Annotated in this window: 14 protein-coding genes; 2 read left to right on the forward strand and 12 right to left on the reverse strand. The window is 41.6% G+C overall.

Annotated features, from left to right (window positions below):
* Window positions 1-399: 399 nt before the first annotated feature.
* The 11 genes from AXF17_RS07285 to AXF17_RS07335 all read right to left on the reverse strand — a co-directional run bounded on the left by AXF17_RS07285 (window position 400) and on the right by AXF17_RS07335 (window position 13,225).
* Entirely contained in the window at window positions 400-1,722 is a 1,323-nt protein-coding gene (locus AXF17_RS07285) for a DNA methyltransferase (protein WP_157682593.1), read from the reverse strand.
* A 309-nt stretch (window positions 1,723-2,031) separates the two neighbouring features.
* A complete protein-coding gene (gene dltD / locus AXF17_RS07290) occupies window positions 2,032-3,192 on the reverse strand; it encodes a D-alanyl-lipoteichoic acid biosynthesis protein DltD (RefSeq protein ID WP_094234444.1) in 1,161 nt (386 codons plus the stop codon).
* Window positions 3,193-3,210: 18 nt separating this feature from the next.
* On the reverse strand, window positions 3,211-3,450 hold the full coding sequence (gene dltC / locus AXF17_RS07295) for a D-alanine--poly(phosphoribitol) ligase subunit 2 (RefSeq protein ID WP_094234445.1): 240 nt from the start codon (window positions 3,448-3,450) through the stop codon (window positions 3,211-3,213).
* Window positions 3,451-3,575: 125 nt separating this feature from the next.
* Window positions 3,576-4,739, reverse strand: coding sequence for a D-alanyl-lipoteichoic acid biosynthesis protein DltB (gene dltB / locus AXF17_RS07300; protein WP_094234446.1), 1,164 nt, complete (start codon window positions 4,737-4,739; stop codon window positions 3,576-3,578).
* Complete coding sequence (dltA, locus tag AXF17_RS07305) at window positions 4,740-6,257, reverse strand: D-alanine--poly(phosphoribitol) ligase subunit DltA (protein ID WP_094234447.1); 1,518 nt, start codon at window positions 6,255-6,257, stop codon at window positions 4,740-4,742.
* A gap of 346 nt (window positions 6,258-6,603) precedes the next feature.
* Entirely contained in the window at window positions 6,604-7,215 is a 612-nt protein-coding gene (locus AXF17_RS07310) for a SurA N-terminal domain-containing protein (RefSeq protein WP_094234448.1), read from the reverse strand.
* Window positions 7,202-8,641: a GH25 family lysozyme gene (locus tag AXF17_RS07315; RefSeq protein WP_094234449.1), complete on the reverse strand. Its 1,440-nt coding sequence runs from the start codon at window positions 8,639-8,641 to the stop codon at window positions 7,202-7,204. The genes AXF17_RS07310 and AXF17_RS07315 overlap by 14 nt, the downstream gene beginning before the upstream one ends.
* Before the next feature lie 222 nt (window positions 8,642-8,863).
* On the reverse strand, window positions 8,864-9,484 hold the full coding sequence (locus AXF17_RS07320; protein WP_094234450.1) for an NUDIX hydrolase: 621 nt from the start codon (window positions 9,482-9,484) through the stop codon (window positions 8,864-8,866).
* Window positions 9,485-9,676: 192 nt separating this feature from the next.
* Window positions 9,677-11,371: a phosphoenolpyruvate carboxykinase (ATP) gene (locus tag AXF17_RS07325; protein WP_094234451.1), complete on the reverse strand. Its 1,695-nt coding sequence runs from the start codon at window positions 11,369-11,371 to the stop codon at window positions 9,677-9,679.
* A 109-nt stretch (window positions 11,372-11,480) separates the two neighbouring features.
* Entirely contained in the window at window positions 11,481-12,380 is a 900-nt protein-coding gene (gene hslO / locus AXF17_RS07330; RefSeq protein ID WP_094234452.1) for an Hsp33 family molecular chaperone HslO, read from the reverse strand.
* Window positions 12,381-12,442: 62 nt separating this feature from the next.
* Window positions 12,443-13,225 (reverse strand): CorA family divalent cation transporter, encoded by a 783-nt coding sequence (locus AXF17_RS07335; protein ID WP_094234453.1) that lies wholly within the window; start codon window positions 13,223-13,225, stop codon window positions 12,443-12,445.
* Between the two features lie 111 nt (window positions 13,226-13,336).
* Between AXF17_RS07335 and AXF17_RS07340 the strand changes: the two genes are divergently transcribed.
* Together AXF17_RS07340 and AXF17_RS07345 are read left to right on the forward strand one after the other, a co-directional pair.
* Window positions 13,337-14,854 (forward strand): Mur ligase family protein, encoded by a 1,518-nt coding sequence (locus AXF17_RS07340; protein WP_157682594.1) that lies wholly within the window; start codon window positions 13,337-13,339, stop codon window positions 14,852-14,854.
* A gap of 31 nt (window positions 14,855-14,885) precedes the next feature.
* The gene (locus AXF17_RS07345; RefSeq protein ID WP_094234455.1) at window positions 14,886-15,920 is read left to right on the forward strand and encodes a threonine aldolase family protein; all 1,035 of its coding nucleotides are present in this window, start codon (window positions 14,886-14,888) and stop codon (window positions 15,918-15,920) included.
* 84 nt (window positions 15,921-16,004) lie between these two features.
* On the opposite strand, the gene AXF17_RS07350 is transcribed toward AXF17_RS07345, so the two are convergent.
* Complete coding sequence (locus AXF17_RS07350) at window positions 16,005-16,427, reverse strand: hypothetical protein (protein WP_094234456.1); 423 nt, start codon at window positions 16,425-16,427, stop codon at window positions 16,005-16,007.
* Window positions 16,428-16,524 lie beyond the last annotated feature (97 nt).

A 16,524-nucleotide genomic window follows, 5' to 3' on the forward strand; every position in this document is an offset into this window, starting at 1 on the left:
ACTGTCTCGGTGATACGTTTACCTTTTGGGCTTCGGTTTGTGTAGCAACCTCACCCACCGTTTAGCCTTGTATCCGGTTTCTGTTCGTAGGCTCGATGGCTTTGCTACACCGCTTCCTTCACTTGAGCATTACTGCTTTCCGCTTGCGGTTCGCTACACTTGGCGGTAAATACCCGTGACTGGACTCTCACCAGTAAGAACTGTGCCATGCCCGGCACACAACGAATAGCGGAGTGTGGATTTTCCACACTCCGCTATTAAATTAAAAAATATCTATTCACCATACATTGTGAGATACATTTCTGCAAATTCTATGATTAGATAAAAAATCCTAAATCTCGTCTAGTTCATCGATATCTGAGAATCCCCTTCCTTCGCCCCATACCGCTTTAACCTGCATCACTTTACTAAATACTCCTTGCCAAATATATCAACAACTATATATGCGACATTTCCTCGCGAAATGAACTTTATATCATCGTAATTTTCCGTGACACTGATTTCTGCCGAAAATTCGCCGTTATAATCAGGATCAATCATGATGTAATCGATGAGAGCCTCCGGTGTACTCTTACATGCATTTTGGAGCAACTCTCTATCCTTATGCTGCACGTATCCAATTTCAAGTTCAGGCCTGAAGGCCATGAGTTTTGCATGGCAAAGCTTCTTGCCATTTTCCAGCTCATCAGCTCTCTCAATCTTAATTATCGCATCTGTCCTATATGGACGCTCTTCTCCATTTCCATAGAAAAGGTAATTGGACTCGCAACCATCGAGCCTTTTCTTCGTAGTTCCGAGCGCCAGAGTCTCAATATCGCAGCCAACCCAGCATCTCCCCATGGAATTTGCAGCCTCGAGGAACGAACCAGATCCACAGAAGAAATCTCCTACCAGATCTCCTTTCTTCGTACAGGAACTAAGTATTCGCCTCATAAGTTCGAGCGGTTTCTGTGTCGCGTAACCATTTCTCTCCCCTGAAGTCCTACCGACCATATCGATGCTCCAAACATCCTTCATATTTACGAGCGTATACCATCCATATTCATCCTGATATTCCCTCACACCTTTGAAGCGATACGGTTTAAAGTCTCGGTTATAAGATTTCTCCTTGGGAACATTGAGGTAATAGATCTTGGACTTGCTGTACATGAGTATCGTATCATGCTTTCTCGAGAAATGCGTCTTGGCACTGCCGCCAGACTTATATTTCCAAATGATCTCGTTACGCATATTCTCATATCCAAAAATCTCATCCATGACTAGCTTAACGTAGTGTGCCGAGTGCCAGTCTAGATGTACCCAAATAAGCCCATCATCTGCAAGCAACTTTTTTATCAGAACCAGTCTGGTAGTCATATTCTCCACGTACTGATTGATGCTTCTGTCAAATGTATCGTCATATGCTAGATGCTTAACTTTATGGGTCTTACCTTCACTATCTCGTATCGCAACAGTCGCATCGTATTTAGATTTCGTAAAGAATGGAGGGTCAATATATATGCACTTGAACTTGCCTTCGTAGCCATTATTAAGGAGCCATGTCATGAACTCAAGGTTATCACCTATAGCAAGTATGTTATCGTCTAGACCAGAACCGTCAGCACTAGCACTAAAACTATCATACATATGCTTTTCCATAACTTTAAATGGCTTAGATACCGTGATTTCACCGTGATCTAAACCTCGAATAATACTCTCTGCAATTCCCAGAACTTTGCTCATCTTAACCATCCTCTTCAGTTAGCAGTTCATACACTGCTTTTAGCAGTACTTGTTATTATAGAATATTGATATTAATATGTCTATTTGCCTATATCAAAATAAATAGTCCCCGAGGCTCTGAGTTTGCATTTACTGCATTCTCAATGCATCGGGGCATTTAATCAATAGATATCTATTTGCTATTTTTAGAATTCAGCGTATGTAAATGCTGGACTACTTAACATGCTTCCAAATAACGAGAACATGTACAGCGCAGCCATAAATATGAACATGTACAGAGTATATTTCAGCGATATCTTATTTTTAATTTTACTTATGAACGAATTCTGCAACTTTTTCATTAATCCTTACCCAACCTTCATTCCATGGATGAACTGCATCCGAAACTATATATTTATTATAGCTATATCCTGTCATATCAGTGTAATCGGCACCGTATTGATCTGACAGACCCTTAATCTTCTGACCAACAACAGCACGCTTATCTGCAGTCATACCAGTATAGTCATACCATCTACCATTAACAGGAAGTAGTATCAGCTTCACTTTAATGCCATTGGCTTTTGCAATCTGGAGAAAGGCCTCAAGATCGTTATATTCAGGCGAATTATCATAGTTTTCATCCAGTCGGACATCCTTCATCTTGGGATATACCTGCCTAAACTTATTTCTCCATACACGATTACTCATGTAGAATGGATTGTCTGCCTTGTCCTCACTATCTCTGTGAGCCTCTTTCAACAGGTTATTCCAGTTAAAGTTTTCCGGGCTATATCTCTCGAAGTTTGGCGGTGTCTTCTTGTTTCGCATCATGAATTTCATAGCTGCTCCGACAGTAATCTTATCCTTATCGAAAGCATGACGTCTTTCAAATCCATACAATAGATTTGGTTCCTCATGAAGGTTAACATTGTTGATCATACGCGCCTTCATCTGTAGACTCTTATTCTTAGATAACAGATTCTCAGTTCTCTTAGCAACGTATTTCTTAGTCTTGAGTGGAATATTCTTGTTTTCCATGAATGAGAAGTACTCCGTCTCAGAGAATCTAAGCGCATAGTCATTCTTTTTAACGCCAGACTGTTTAAACCAAGTCGGTGAAACTAGCAGGATGACCTTCTTGCTCTTAAGATGTGGCTGCAGTGCACCAAGTGCAACAGTGTGGAACAGCGTCTGATTGAACGGTCCTCCGACTGTAACCAGCTTTACATCTGTATCCTTGAATAAGTTCGTAGGATGATATTGAGTCTTTCGGCCATGCCTGAACTCGGATGAACCGAGCATGAGCACGGAATCCTTATCAAGATTTTGAGACAGCGCATTGTACGATAAATCCTTGTATGTATTATACCAGGTCCCGAACTGACCCGACTTGTCTTTAAGATCATTATTAGCGCATATGAAGTGCACAATTACTGTGAACATCGCCAGCAGCACGAGAGCCACTACAAACGAGTTTATCTTCTTCATCTTATCTTCGTTCCTGTCTTATTCTCCTAGAATTCTTGCTGAAACTGTCTCAACAATCTTATTAGGTGTATCCATCTGCTCTCTTGTGAACTCGGATGGTGATAGTACTACTCCGTACTCATCCTGGATATCTAGCAAGAGACTAACGTAATCTAGCGAATCGATCAGATCCTCTTCCAGCAAGTTGATGTCTGGGTTCTCTTTTACAATTTCATCTCCACAAATGTTCTCAATGATGTCCAGTAACTTATCTCTCATATCGTTTTCCTCCTGTGTTTAACACTCTTGTAAATATTTTTTAATTTTTTATGATTAGCTTATTTCCTGAGACATGTACCTCAGTGGCTTCAGCGCATGATTTGTTAGCACCATTCCTTCACGCATTACATATTTATCAGTATTCCGAGTCTTCCTGAGAAGATGAAGAATCCTAACATTACTAGGTGGAATGTGATAAACCACGAAACTGCGATATACCACTTATCCTTTTTATGAGCCTTGTAGAATTTCGACTTCTTCTGGAATATCTCGCATACGGATAGCAGCACGCCGTGATATAGGCCGTAAAATATGTAATTGCTTTCCAGTCCATGCCACACACCCATTACAAACATGTTTATCATAAATGCAATAGACGCAATTGCCATCTTGTTCTTAACCTTGCGGCTTCTAACGAGCGCCATAGTGATTCTTGAGAACAGGAAGTCTCTAAACCAGAATGACAGCGTCATATGCCAGCGGTTCCAAAACTCCTTGATATCCTTGCTTACGAACGGAGCATTGAAGTTTTCTGGGGTCTTAACCCCAAATATGTAGCTGGCACCTATAGCCATGTTACTGTATCCCGCAAAGTCGAAGAATAGATATATTCCGTATAGATAGAAGTAAATTGCTATCGAGTACCACGTTCCCCCGGTTCCGAAGTAATTCATAACCGTGTAGAAGCATGCTGCAATTACCATCTTGTACATCATACCTTTCAGTATCTTGTAAATACCCTCTCCGAACATCTCAAGGTATTCGTCTTTAGGTATGATATTATCTATATCTTCATCAAATCTTCTGCTTCTGTCGATAGGTCCCGATGTAATTGCAGGGAAGAATAGCAGTAGATATATGAAGTTAGAAGCCTTGAAACTCGTAATAACTCCATCATATATCTCAATTACCATCTGTACGGCCTTGAATGTCATGTAGGATAGTCCCAGGAATGCAAAAAGATGATATTTGTTACCTGTCAGACCGAGCAGTTTATAGATAGTAAGTGGTGCTATGCTCGCTAGCAAGAATATCCTGTACTGCCAGGTCACTCTACCCTTCTTAGTTCTAAGCTCCAGATATATGCGAACTATCGCATATTCTATTGCCGTGAACAGCGCTAGGTTGCAGAGGGCTATTAGGTTGCTGCCCATAGAGAGCCAGATGAACACAAATGTTACGAACATGCCATACCATTTTAGTGATTTCTCCCTGCAACCCAGATATATTGCAGGAATCGACAGACCCGCTAACCATATAAAGAAGCTATTGTCTGTAAAGAGCTGCATCTATACCAATTCCTCCAATTTCTTTCTATCCGCCTTGCCGTTATTAGTGAGCGGCATCTTGTCTATGAACTTTACACGCTTTGGAACCATATAGCTTGGCAGGAAGTCCTTAAGCGCTTCACGCACATACTTTCTACCGCTATAATCATCAGCGATGATATCTCCTTCTCTTACCACGAAGGCAGTTAAGCTTTCCACCTTACCTTCACGCTTCTTCGGTATAACTGCAGCAGCCGCTACCCCTTCTATATTTGTAAGATTAGACTCGATGTCTCCAAGCTCGATTCTGTATCCGTGAAGCTTTATCTGATGATCAATTCTACCGTCGCAGAACAGCATTCCTGATTCATCGTAGTGGCCAGTATCACCAGTTCGATACGCTCTTATTAGTTCCTTAGGATCCTCACTGAGAGAACCAGCTTCTGCCATAAAGAATACCTTGTCAGTTCTCTCCTTGTCATTGTAATATCCTGAGCTTACAGAATCTCCTACTATTATCATCTCGCTGTTCTCTGAATCAATTCTGATCTCGGTTCCAGGCTTAGGAAGTCCGATTGGCAGTGCACCATCTTTGGCGATAACATCATCTGTGATATCGATTTCAGTAACACATACCGTTGATTCTGTTGGTCCATATGTGTTTATTACTTTTGCCCTCGGAAATCTAGTTCTTAGCTGCTTTGCAGTGTCTTTAGCCAGAACTTCTCCGCAGAAGAGGAACGCCTTGATGCTTCCAAATTTTTCTTCACTAAACTCCGCTTCTCCGAGACACATGTCTGAGAACGATGGTGTCGATACCCAGTACTCTATGTTGGATGCTGAGATGTATTTTAGCATCTCTGACATATCCTGCTGCAAGCCCTTGTCTAGAGCAATGATTGTAGAACCAGTTGCAAGACCAGTATATATGTCCATTACCGAAAGGTCGAATGAGAATGGCGCTTGATTTAAGAATCTGGTCGCTTCCGATATGCCTCCGGAAAGTGTTACGGACCATTTTAGGTAGTTGTTAAGTGCATCTGCTGGAATCTTAACTCCTTTAGGCTTTCCTGTACTTCCTGATGTAAAGATGATGTAGTAAGTCTCATCTCCTGATACAGGCTCTCTATCCTCAAATGATGTATCTCCATCAAAGATACTCTCAAGTTGCGCTCTGCCAACAACCTCATACTTGGAATCTATATCAAGCATATCTTCGTGCTGTGTAACTATTACGATTTCGTTATCTATCGCCGATGCTATATCGCTTACCCTCTCAGGAGGGTTTCCAATATCAACCGGACAATATGCATGGCCTGATCTAACACAGGCGAGAAAAGCGACAAGCATATCTGGATGCTTATGTCCGTAAACCATAATCGGTTCGCGATTCCCATCTAGTCTATTCGATATGTAGCTTGCCAGTGCTGATGACTTATTCCACAGTTCACCATATGTCATCTCTCCATCCCTGGAGCTGAACACTAAACGCTCTGGCGATTCTATAGCAGTGTTTTTGATCTTTGCTATTATATCCATATCGTACCTCCATTAGTCTCTTGTTGCTATAAATATTATCCAAAGTGCCTTAAATGAAGGGGAAGAATTTATTAAATAAAAATTAAGATTGAAATTTCTGCGTTTTTATACAAGTACATTGAATATTTCTAGACTATATATCGACGTATCGCTTACAAACAGCGATGATATTCATAAACATTTAATTAATTTGCATACACCGTTCTAACTTAATTATTAAATGAAAAAATGAGACACGATAAATAAAGTGTACCCCAAAAGTTAGTTTTGAGCCTAACTTTTGGAGTACACTTATAAAATATATCATCGTAATATCAAGTGTTTTATTGTAAGTTGTCGTTGATAATTATTTCTTGACGATTTTGGCATATATCAGCTTCGATTCAAGATCTATTTCTTTGATGTGCTCACTTAATGATTCACCCGTAAGCTTCTTATACTCGGTTTCAGAGTTCACGCCCTTATCCTTAAGAATACCCTTCTTGGCTTTCTCAATCTCTGTCTTGCTGACGGATATTTTTCGTTTCTCTGCGATAGCATGAAGAACCAGCTTTTCCCTGACATTTTCCTTCGCCATCTCTTCAACCTGTCTATTGAACTGAACCTCAGTAATACCAGCTTCCTTTAGATACTCGGCCATAGTCATATCATACTCTTTAATTCGCTTATGATACTGGCTCTTGATATGTTCAATCTCCTTTGATAATTGAACTTTCGGATACTTGATCACCTTTGTATTCTTGACTAGAGCTTGCCATTCCTGCTCAGTTAAAGCCTTGCTCTTAGGCATTTTAAACTCAACATACTTCTCAGAATTGATAAGATCATATCCATTGTATCTAGTGATTGTATAGGCAAAAAGCGCGACATCGATGACTATAAATATAAATAGTCCTATGGAGAGTTTCTGCTTACGAGTGTATCTCTTATGCGGATGCTTCCCCTTAGATAGCGACATCGTCGCTCACCTCCTTATTAATCATTTTAAATTTATCACTGTTAAGCAGCGACTGTCCGCCGAGTTTGGCATCAGATTCTACCGAGCCGTCGATAATCTCGTATTTCTGTGAATTGTCTGGCTTTGCCAGTCCGTAGATGTCATTCCCAACAACAGCAGATACCCTGATCTGTTTAGGCTTTCCATCTATAACATACTCAGTCTTACCGCTTGTATTCACCGACTCCCATTCCTCTGAATCGCTACTTCTATACTCAATCCTGTAATCGTCAACACTACCTCTAGCCGCCGTAAACTTTACATTCGTCTTACCATCCTTCACGCTAGTTACGACCTTTGAAGGCTCGAGGTCTACTGAATTTAGGATGTCTTCATCACCAATCTGAAACGGGATAACTTCTGTATATCCTATATAATCACCTTTTCCCTTTACAAGGGCGTATGCCGTGCCTTTATTGATGTTATTAACGTAAGAAATCGTATAATCCTTGTTTAAAGTCAGCAACTTACCGTTGTCGGACAAATTAACGTTAATCGTTACAGGACTACCCGTGTATTTGAGCATATCATTAGATGCTTCAGCACTAAGTCCATGGTTACCCACTTTCTTAGCACGCTTATTCACGTACATTACGTCGTAATCAACCTTACCCTTGATGCCATTAACACTTCCTGTGCTGGTAAATTGCCACATCGTATAGTCGGACGATGCCGAGAGATTGCTAGAATAATGAGCAACCCACACTTCATGAGAGTTGTTCACCAGACTAGTGGTATCTACTCCTGTCGTACTTCCAGCAAGCGATGTCGATAAATAGATTGCGGCTGGATAACCTTGAGAGCGGCAGTATGATAGAAATGCATCTGCAACTGAAGTCATACGCTTCTTGGCATAATCACTACCATTTGCGCGCCACGAAGTATATGCACTATCAAAGCGTCCGTTTGAAAACTCGAGATCCATAACGAGCGGTAGCTCTATATCGTACTTCTTAGAGAGAGCGATTAGTCTCTTGGCCTCAGCAACAGCTTCTTCTTCATTTGTCGCTTGTGAATACCAGTACACGCCACGTGCAACGCCAGCCGCTTTGGCGCCCTCCATGTTAGTATCAAACTTAGAATCAACCTTGAGATCGAAGCTAGATGAGGTAGTAGCACCAGCTCTGATAAATGCATAGTCAACACCATCGGACTTTACAGCGATCCAATCTATACTGCCTTGCCATTCAGATACATCTATTCCGAGAAATTCATAATAACCTTCTCGGTCCGATGGTGTAGTTGGCAGCGAAGTACCGGCAAATGAAGAGTTAGAAGCAAAAAACACCAAAACAAACAACGCCACAATCAAGGCAGCAACACGCGTGCCATCAGTGGACAAACACTTCTTATTCGTTAAGCTTTTTCCTTTGCTATTTTGATTCATTTTTAATCTCTCTATTTGCAGAATTATGATATTTAGCTATTGATTTCAGCGGATTTGCTAATTAAAAAGTCAGAAAAATAGAACGTGGGTGATGAACACCCACATCCACTGTCCTTTTATTATAGCATAATATTTATCTGTGCTGTGTGAAGACTCTATGCAAATGACATCATATTGATTTTAATGATTGGATGATCTGAAATATAAAGATAAGATATCCCGCTAATATGGATATCCACCCCTCTTTAGCTTCTCGATAAAATCATTTATGATACCTGCTGTGAGTCCCCATATATTTCTACCATCGTACTGGTAGAAATATATATACCTATAGCTAGAATCCCAGGCGTAGGCTTTACCACCCTCGATTCTGTCATAGGGAAAGCCTTCGACTGGCACGCTCCTCATCGCTATGTCATAGCGTTCTGGCTGAGTCTCTAAGAAGAATGCCAGCGGCACCGTGAATATCTCCGCTACTTCATCAGAAGAGAACGAGCAGTCGTAGTCCTTGAGCAGTCCAACCACCGGCTGCAGGGTGCCGCCTGAATATACATTCACGACATCGAGCTCATCCAGAACTTCGATACTTGATGGGGCGATGAGGAGTTCCTCGCTCGCCTCCCTCACAGCTGCCATGGTTGCAGGCTCGCTCTCCATGGTGCTGCCACCAGGAAAACATATCTCGCCCGGCTGCCGCCTCAGATCTCTGGCACGCACCTCAAACAATATCGAGAGCCCCTGCGGAGTCTCGATTATAGGAATGAGAACACCGAATCTCTTAGAGGTAGACTCCGCCCCAGGATCATTCATTAATGCTATTTTCAATCTCTCTATTTCTTTCATACCTAGATTCTACATTATCTTTCTTTCATTTCAACCATTCGTATATTGCGAACCTTGAGTCTAATGCATCTCATATTAGAAGTTTAAAACCATATGCATAAGATTACCACACCACATTTAACTATAAAAGATGAAATAAGACGAAGCAGCACTGCTACTCCGCCTCACGTATGATTGTGTTTTGTATTACGATTAGTTATCTTCGATAAATCTCAGAAGCTCCTCTGCACCCTTCTTGATGCTATCTCTGTCCTCAGGGTCTCTACCGAGGTGAGTGTAAACCTCTCCGATAAATACGCCGTTGTCCTTTAAGCACTCATACACATTATCGATGATAGGATTACAGATTTCCTGCTGCTGCATCGGACCGAATGGGTTAGCAAAGTAAGTTGTAGATAGTCCAACCTCCTGTGTTGTGCCCTTAGCCATTCTCTTACCTTCAACGAATACAGTCTTAGCATCATCAAGGTTGTCGAACTGATGTAGTCCGAGGTCTTCATCGTAGTTATTTGCATAAGCAAATAGGTCAACATGATGATTGTCAGTAACAACCGAGTAAGGTGCTGCAGGAGTGATAACTCTCGCATTTGACAGGTCAGGGTTAAAGAAGATGGATCTGTTCATATCGCGGTAAGGTGTTCCTGGATCAAGGTCATCGAGTCTTACGAACGCACCAATCTCAGTACCCTTAGCATATACAGTTCCATCTTCAACGTGGAATGTTCCCATGTCGTCGAATACGATTTCGATATTCTTAATCTTCTCATCACCGAGTGACTTTAGCGCCTCGATAGTCTCAGACTTTCCAGCGCCAGAGTCTCCCATGAGGCAGATGCCCTTACGCTTACCGTTCTTCAAAGTGATATTGACAAATGCACCGTGAATCGGCAGCCATCCCTTCTGCATCATCGCTACGTTATGAAGCGTGAGAACTGTCTTCTTCATGTATCCGAAGTAAGAAATCTTCTCGTTATAGGTAACTGATCCTACCCATATATCTTCTTCTTCATCGTGATAGAATGTGCAAGCATTCCTGCCGTCATCATTACCGAAGATAAGAACACAGTCAGGCTTCTTAGTAGCTTCTTTCTTGGAAGCGAGCTCGAACAGGTTAGCCAGTGATACTCCGCTAGACATAAAGTCCCTGTGGAAGTAGATGAAAACTGTGAGGTCTCCAACTTTAGCAGGCAAACAGAAGAATTCAGCGCTGTTACCTTTAAAATTATCCAGCGGGTTCTCATACACCTGCTGAAACGCCCACTCACGCTTGTTTGACTTCGGATGGAGAATCATCGGAGTACGGAGCATGATCGAGTCTATAAACTTAACCTTTCTCAAAGACTCGTAACGAGCACCGAGCTTGAAACTTTCATTTTTGTATAGAGACAGAGCCGCATTAGTTCCTGCAGGCTGCTGACGATATATCTTATTTGCACGACCCATCAGAGTTTCCTCGATGCGTCTATATGTAGCCATAATCAACTGGTTGTGAGCCGAATCAGCATGTACAAAAGTTGTCGAGTTCGACTCTCTCCTTCTGTCTGTTGTAACTGAATATCTCTCATGAGCCTTCCAGAAATCGTAGATACCCTCAACAAATGAGAGCGCAGCTGCTCTGTCCTCAATGTATGGTGAATCGATTTCCTCAGCAGAAAATACTAGTGTCTGACGTGCAAATGTAGATAGAGCCTCGATAGCGTCCTGAGTCGTCTTGCCCTGTGTTGCCCAATTATAAAGCTTTGAATCGTTCTCTTCGAGATGAGCTATATAACTCTGCATAAACACTTTAAATTCCTTGGACTTAATAACCTCAAGACTAGACTCTGGGTATACTAAATCAAAGTTCAAAATGACTTCATTATCGTTTAGATAAATTCTATCTTTCATTACTACACCTTTTTCTAAATAATTTTACACAATATAATAACTTAACTACCTCTAACTGTAGCATTTTTTGTAATTTCTTTCAATACATATATGTTGTTTTTATTAAAATCTAACAAATTTTATCGATTTTTCTCGACGAAAGTATGTCTTTTATGTTATTGATACTAAATATGTATGCCGTATTGCAGAAGAAACATTTAACCTCGATATCTTCATTATCGTTTAAGATATCCTGCAGCTCCTTATCACTCATAGCAGCGAGTGCTCTAGAAACCTTTTCCTTAGAGCAGTCGCAGTAGAATTTCACATCACGCTTCTCCGTGAACTCAATATCCACCCCTTCGAATATATATGAGAGCATGTCTTCAGGAGTCATGCCCTTCTCCATCATAGTTGTTATAGGCTCGAGATCAGCGAGTTTCTTCTCTAAAAGTTCTATAACATCCTCTGGCGCATCTGGTAGTAGCTGAACTATAAATCCGCCAGCATGCTTTACGCTACTATCAGTATCAACCATGACGCCAAGTCCAACTGCTGATGGTAGCTGCTCAGATACTGTGAAGTAATACGCGAGGTCCTCTGCAACTTCACCTGTTTGAATCTCAACCTGACCGCTGTAAGGTTCTTTTAGGCCGAGGTCATAGCTAACAGTAAGAACTCCCCTTCCTACTGCCGTACCAACATCGAGCTTGCCGGCATACTTACGAGGAATGTCAACATTTGGATTCCCAGGAAATCCTTTGACATGGCCGTGACTATCCGCTGTCACGGTTATATATCCTGATGGACCGTCACCCTTGAGCGTAATCGTTACGATATCCTTATCACCCTTCATCATACTGCCCATAATGGCACCTGCCGATAGCAATCTACCTAGAGCCGCAGTCACTACAGGAAGTGTCTTGTGACGCTCTCTGGCTTCAGCGACGAGATGGGTCGAGCTAATAGCGAAAGCCCTGACACTATCATTTGCAAGGCTTGCCCTTACTATGTAATCTTTGTTATCCATTTTATCTCCCTATACTTATTAATTTATCTAGCAGCTATCGTTAATTTGATAATAACCGAGCTTTATAATATTTTCTTCCTTTTGAACCAGTAAACGAGACCTATTATTACACTTACGCTGAGCACCGATACGTATATATACCCAAATCGCCACTGAAATTCCGGCAGCTTTAGATTCATACCATACCAGCCAGTGATAAGTGTCAGCGGCGCAAATATGCTGGTAATAACTGTAAACAGCTTCATCAAGTTATTCTGTTCTATATCTATCTGAGCCTGATACATCTCACTGACGTGATTCAGGTACTCCTGAACTCTAAGTATGAAGCTATAAAGCTTATCGAAACGTTTATCAAGGTATACAAACATTTTATCGATTTCAGCTAGGTCATCAGTTAGAAGCTCCATCCTCTCGTAATATTGCTTCTTAAACATTATCTCCTTACGCCTAACCACAATTTGCTTTATGCCTGTTTTGTCAGGTCTCTTGCCGCCAAAAAGCTCTTCTTCCATATTGACAATGCTCGATTCAAGCTCCTCTAGCTCATATATGTCATCAGATGAATATTCGAGCATCAAGGAGAGAAGTTCATCACTTGGATCTTCATAATTTACCTTTTTAGAACACTCGATGAGCTTTTTATCCTCTGTAACAAGAACGCATTCACTTTGTGTAGTGACTACAATCGCCATATTGTCATCCTCGGTTCGAAAGCCGAGAATGAGCTCTCCACTGCTTCCACGGAATACATATTCCCTTAACGCCTTAATTTTCTCAAGCGATCTCTTATCTAACGATTCTATAAAATTTCTTTTTTCTTCTATTAAACTAATTACTCTAATCATAGTAACTCCTCTTTATACCGCTGTATTATACCATACGTATTGGAAAATTAACTAATTAAGGATATAATTATAAATTGTAAATCCCATATTCTTATGGATTTCGGAGGAATTATGAATACAAAGGAAATTATTTCGAGATTAGATTATAAATTGCTAAAGGGTTCCCTTGATCAGGATGTAACTGGCATATGCTTCGACAGCAGAAAGGTTACGTCTGGCGATGTCTTCGTATGCATCCGCGGAGCAGTCTTTGACTCCCATGATGCACTTACACAGATTGATGGCGGACGCCCTTCCCTCATCATCGTCGATGAGAACTATCAGCTAGACCTATCAAATATAAACTCAACAGTTGTTGCTACCTCTGACACGAGGCATGCAAAAGCTGTAGTTTCAGCGGCATTTTACGACTATCCGACAGAGAAGCTCAAGATGGTTGGAGTAACTGGTTCAAAGGGCAAGACTACTGTTGCAACCATGATCACTGCGGCACTCAGAAAAGCTGGTCGTAAAGCTGCCTCAATCGGATCTAACGGAGTAAATCTAGGTGACGAGATTCTTGAGGTTGCAAACACTACTCCGGACTCAGACCAGATGCAGAAGTTCCTCTCTATCATGGTATCAAAAGGTATCGAGTATGCCGTTCTCGAGTGCTCATCACAGGGATTAATGCAGCATCGAACAGATATGATTCACTTCGACGTCGGAGTATTTCTCAATGTTCAGTACGGTGATCACGTTGGAACTGACGAGCACCCTACTTTTGAAAACTACGCTTACTGCAAAAGCCTCCTGCTCCAGCAGTGTGAGAAGGGCATCATAAACCTCGATGATGAACATATCGACTTTATCGTCAAAGACGCCACTTGCGACCTGATTACTATCGGTCACGATGAAGTACACGAGCAGACAGAAAAGCTCGGCAGCACACCAGACTATATTATTTCGGATCAGCACACCAAGGAGTACAACGGATTTATTGGAGAAGAGTTTAAGCTTTCGGGAAAGCTTAACGATACTATATTCGTAAATATGCCGGGAGAATTTGTTCCTCTCAACGGAGCGGCTACAATAGCTACAATTGATGCTCTAGGAGTACCTACTGCGGCGGCAAAAGAAGCTCTTTCTAAGATCCACATCAACGGTAGAGTCGACATGATTTATCGCACCGAAGACCTCAGCGTGTGCATAGATTCCGCTCATACCCGTGAAAGTACAAGAGCCGTTCTCGAGGCTTTGAGAGCATATAATCCGAAGCGTCTAGTCTGCGTATTTGGAGCTGGCGGCAACAGAGATATAGAGAGACGAATCGGCATGGGAGAATCATCGGGCAAGTATGCAGATTTCTCGATTATCACTACCGAGCATAATAGATTTGAGCCATTTGAAACTATCGTCGAAGGTGTAAAATCAGGACTTGAGCCGACCGGTGGAAAGTACATGGTTATCGAACATAGACCAGAGGCTATACACTATGCAATCACTCAGTCAGAACCAGGAGACCTGGTTGCTATCATTGGCCTTGGAGACGATAAATACCAGCATATAAAAGGCGTTAACGTTCCTCAGGACGACGATAAGTGTGCGAGAGAAGCGATTAAGGAATGGGAAGAAAATCGCAAGAAATAACTATTCACGATACCAAGATTTGAGGTGTAAGATGATTAAATTTGATAACGATTACAGCAGAAGTGCTCACCCTGAGATAATCAAAGCTCTAAACGAAGATATATATAATTCATATGCTGGTTATGGGCTCGACTCATGGTGCGAACGAGCAAGTGATGAGATTCGTAGAGCTATCGAGTGTCCTTCTGCCGATGTACACTACTTGGTCGGTGGAACTCAGACTAATATGACGATTATAGATATTGCTCTAAGGAGCTTTGAAGGTGTCATATCTGCGGATACGGGTCATGTAAATGTTCATGAGACAGGCGCAATTGAGTTCACACGCCATAAGGTTATCGCGCTACCATCAACAGATGGCAAAATCACTGCTGATCAGATTAGAGAACAGGGTGTGCTTAAGGTACATAATCCAACTCCAGGTCATGTAGTGGAGCCTAAAATGGTATACATCTCGCAGCCGACAGAGCTCGGAACTCTCTATAGCAAGTCGGAGCTCGAGGCGATTCGTACCGCTTGTACAGAGTTCGGCTTCTACCTGTTCGTGGATGGTGCAAGATTAAGCTATGCACTCGCCTCACCTCATAGTGACGTAGACCTAAGATGCCTCGCGAATAACTGCGATGTATTTTACATCGGTGGTACAAAGTGCGGTGCGTTATTTGGAGAAGCAGTTGTAATTCTTAACGACAAGCTAAAGCCTCACTTCTTCAGCTATCAGAAGCAGCACGGTGCACTCCTTGCCAAAGGCTGGCTTCTCGGACTTCAGTTCTATACATTAATTAAAGACAATCTCTACACCGAGATTGCTAAACCAGCTGTAAAAATGGCCCTAGATGTCAAAGCTGCTGTGCTTTCAAAAGGGATCAGACTTGCCGTAGATAGCCCGACCAACCAGCAGTTCTTCATTATGACGAACGAACAGATTAAAGCGCTTAGCGAAGAATATTTGCTGTCTGAAATTGAGACCGTGGATGAGTTTCATAAGTGCATGAGACTTTGTACCGCTTGGTACACGAAACAGGGTGATGTGGATGCATTCATCGAAGCGGTTAAAACTTTATGATAGATTCAATAGTTATTTAATTACAAAACAACCTGACTAAATCGAAAATCGATAGTCAGGTTGTGCTATAAGTCCATATTAAAATCAGTTAAGAACCTCTACTCCATCGAAGTTAACTCCGATCATCTCTTCGAGTTCAGCACTGATGCTGATTACGAAGTCTATGCCGTAATCCTTCGAGATATCCTTAACCTTCGAAAGGAAGCTTGGAAGAATATCTAGAGAGAAATCAGCATGTCTCATGATACCATCCAAAAAGATTGTCTGAATGTCATTATCCGAGCTGATGATACCAAATATGAATCCGATATACTCATCCTCGTTAGTTATGTGAACAAAATCTTCCATGCAGATTACACGAATCTTGTAGTCTAGATCGTAGATAAGTCTGGAATTCTTGTTAATAAATACGGTGCTGCCCTTGGTCTCCTCGACGCTTGCATTAGCTAGCTCGATCATTTTCTTGGTCTTCCCCTTACCTTTGTGTCCTACCAATAATTTAACCATGGAATCGTCCTCCTTTATTTTCTTTTTTTGATTATACATTACCCGAATTTGTATATCAACAAATCCGGGTATCGAATTTAATTAGTGATTGAAGACC

Origin of the sequence: Mogibacterium pumilum, assembly GCF_002243385.1 — a bacterium.
Lineage (GTDB): Bacteria > Bacillota > Clostridia > Peptostreptococcales > Anaerovoracaceae > Mogibacterium > Mogibacterium pumilum.

Bases quoted from the DNA above. Each gene is read 5' to 3' on its own strand.
- AXF17_RS07285 (WP_157682593.1), bottom strand. From the start codon at position 1,722: ATGAGCAAAGTTCTGGGAATTGCAGAGAGTATTATTCGAGGTTTAGAT.
- dltD (WP_094234444.1), bottom strand. From the start codon at position 3,192: ATGAAGAAGATAAACTCGTTTGTAGTGGCTCTCGTGCTGCTGGCGATG.
- dltC (WP_094234445.1), bottom strand. From the start codon at position 3,450: ATGAGAGATAAGTTACTGGACATCATTGAGAACATTTGTGGAGATGAA.
- dltB (WP_094234446.1), bottom strand. From the start codon at position 4,739: ATGCAGCTCTTTACAGACAATAGCTTCTTTATATGGTTAGCGGGTCTG.
- dltA (WP_094234447.1), bottom strand. From the start codon at position 6,257: ATGGATATAATAGCAAAGATCAAAAACACTGCTATAGAATCGCCAGAG.
- AXF17_RS07310 (WP_094234448.1), bottom strand. From the start codon at position 7,215: ATGTCGCTATCTAAGGGGAAGCATCCGCATAAGAGATACACTCGTAAG.
- AXF17_RS07315 (WP_094234449.1), bottom strand. From the start codon at position 8,641: ATGAATCAAAATAGCAAAGGAAAAAGCTTAACGAATAAGAAGTGTTTG.
- AXF17_RS07320 (WP_094234450.1), bottom strand. From the start codon at position 9,484: ATGAAAGAAATAGAGAGATTGAAAATAGCATTAATGAATGATCCTGGG.
- AXF17_RS07325 (WP_094234451.1), bottom strand. From the start codon at position 11,371: ATGAAAGATAGAATTTATCTAAACGATAATGAAGTCATTTTGAACTTT.
- hslO (WP_094234452.1), bottom strand. From the start codon at position 12,380: ATGGATAACAAAGATTACATAGTAAGGGCAAGCCTTGCAAATGATAGT.
- AXF17_RS07335 (WP_094234453.1), bottom strand. From the start codon at position 13,225: ATGATTAGAGTAATTAGTTTAATAGAAGAAAAAAGAAATTTTATAGAA.
- AXF17_RS07340 (WP_157682594.1), top strand. From the start codon at position 13,337: ATGAATACAAAGGAAATTATTTCGAGATTAGATTATAAATTGCTAAAG.
- AXF17_RS07345 (WP_094234455.1), top strand. From the start codon at position 14,886: ATGATTAAATTTGATAACGATTACAGCAGAAGTGCTCACCCTGAGATA.
- AXF17_RS07350 (WP_094234456.1), bottom strand. From the start codon at position 16,427: ATGGTTAAATTATTGGTAGGACACAAAGGTAAGGGGAAGACCAAGAAA.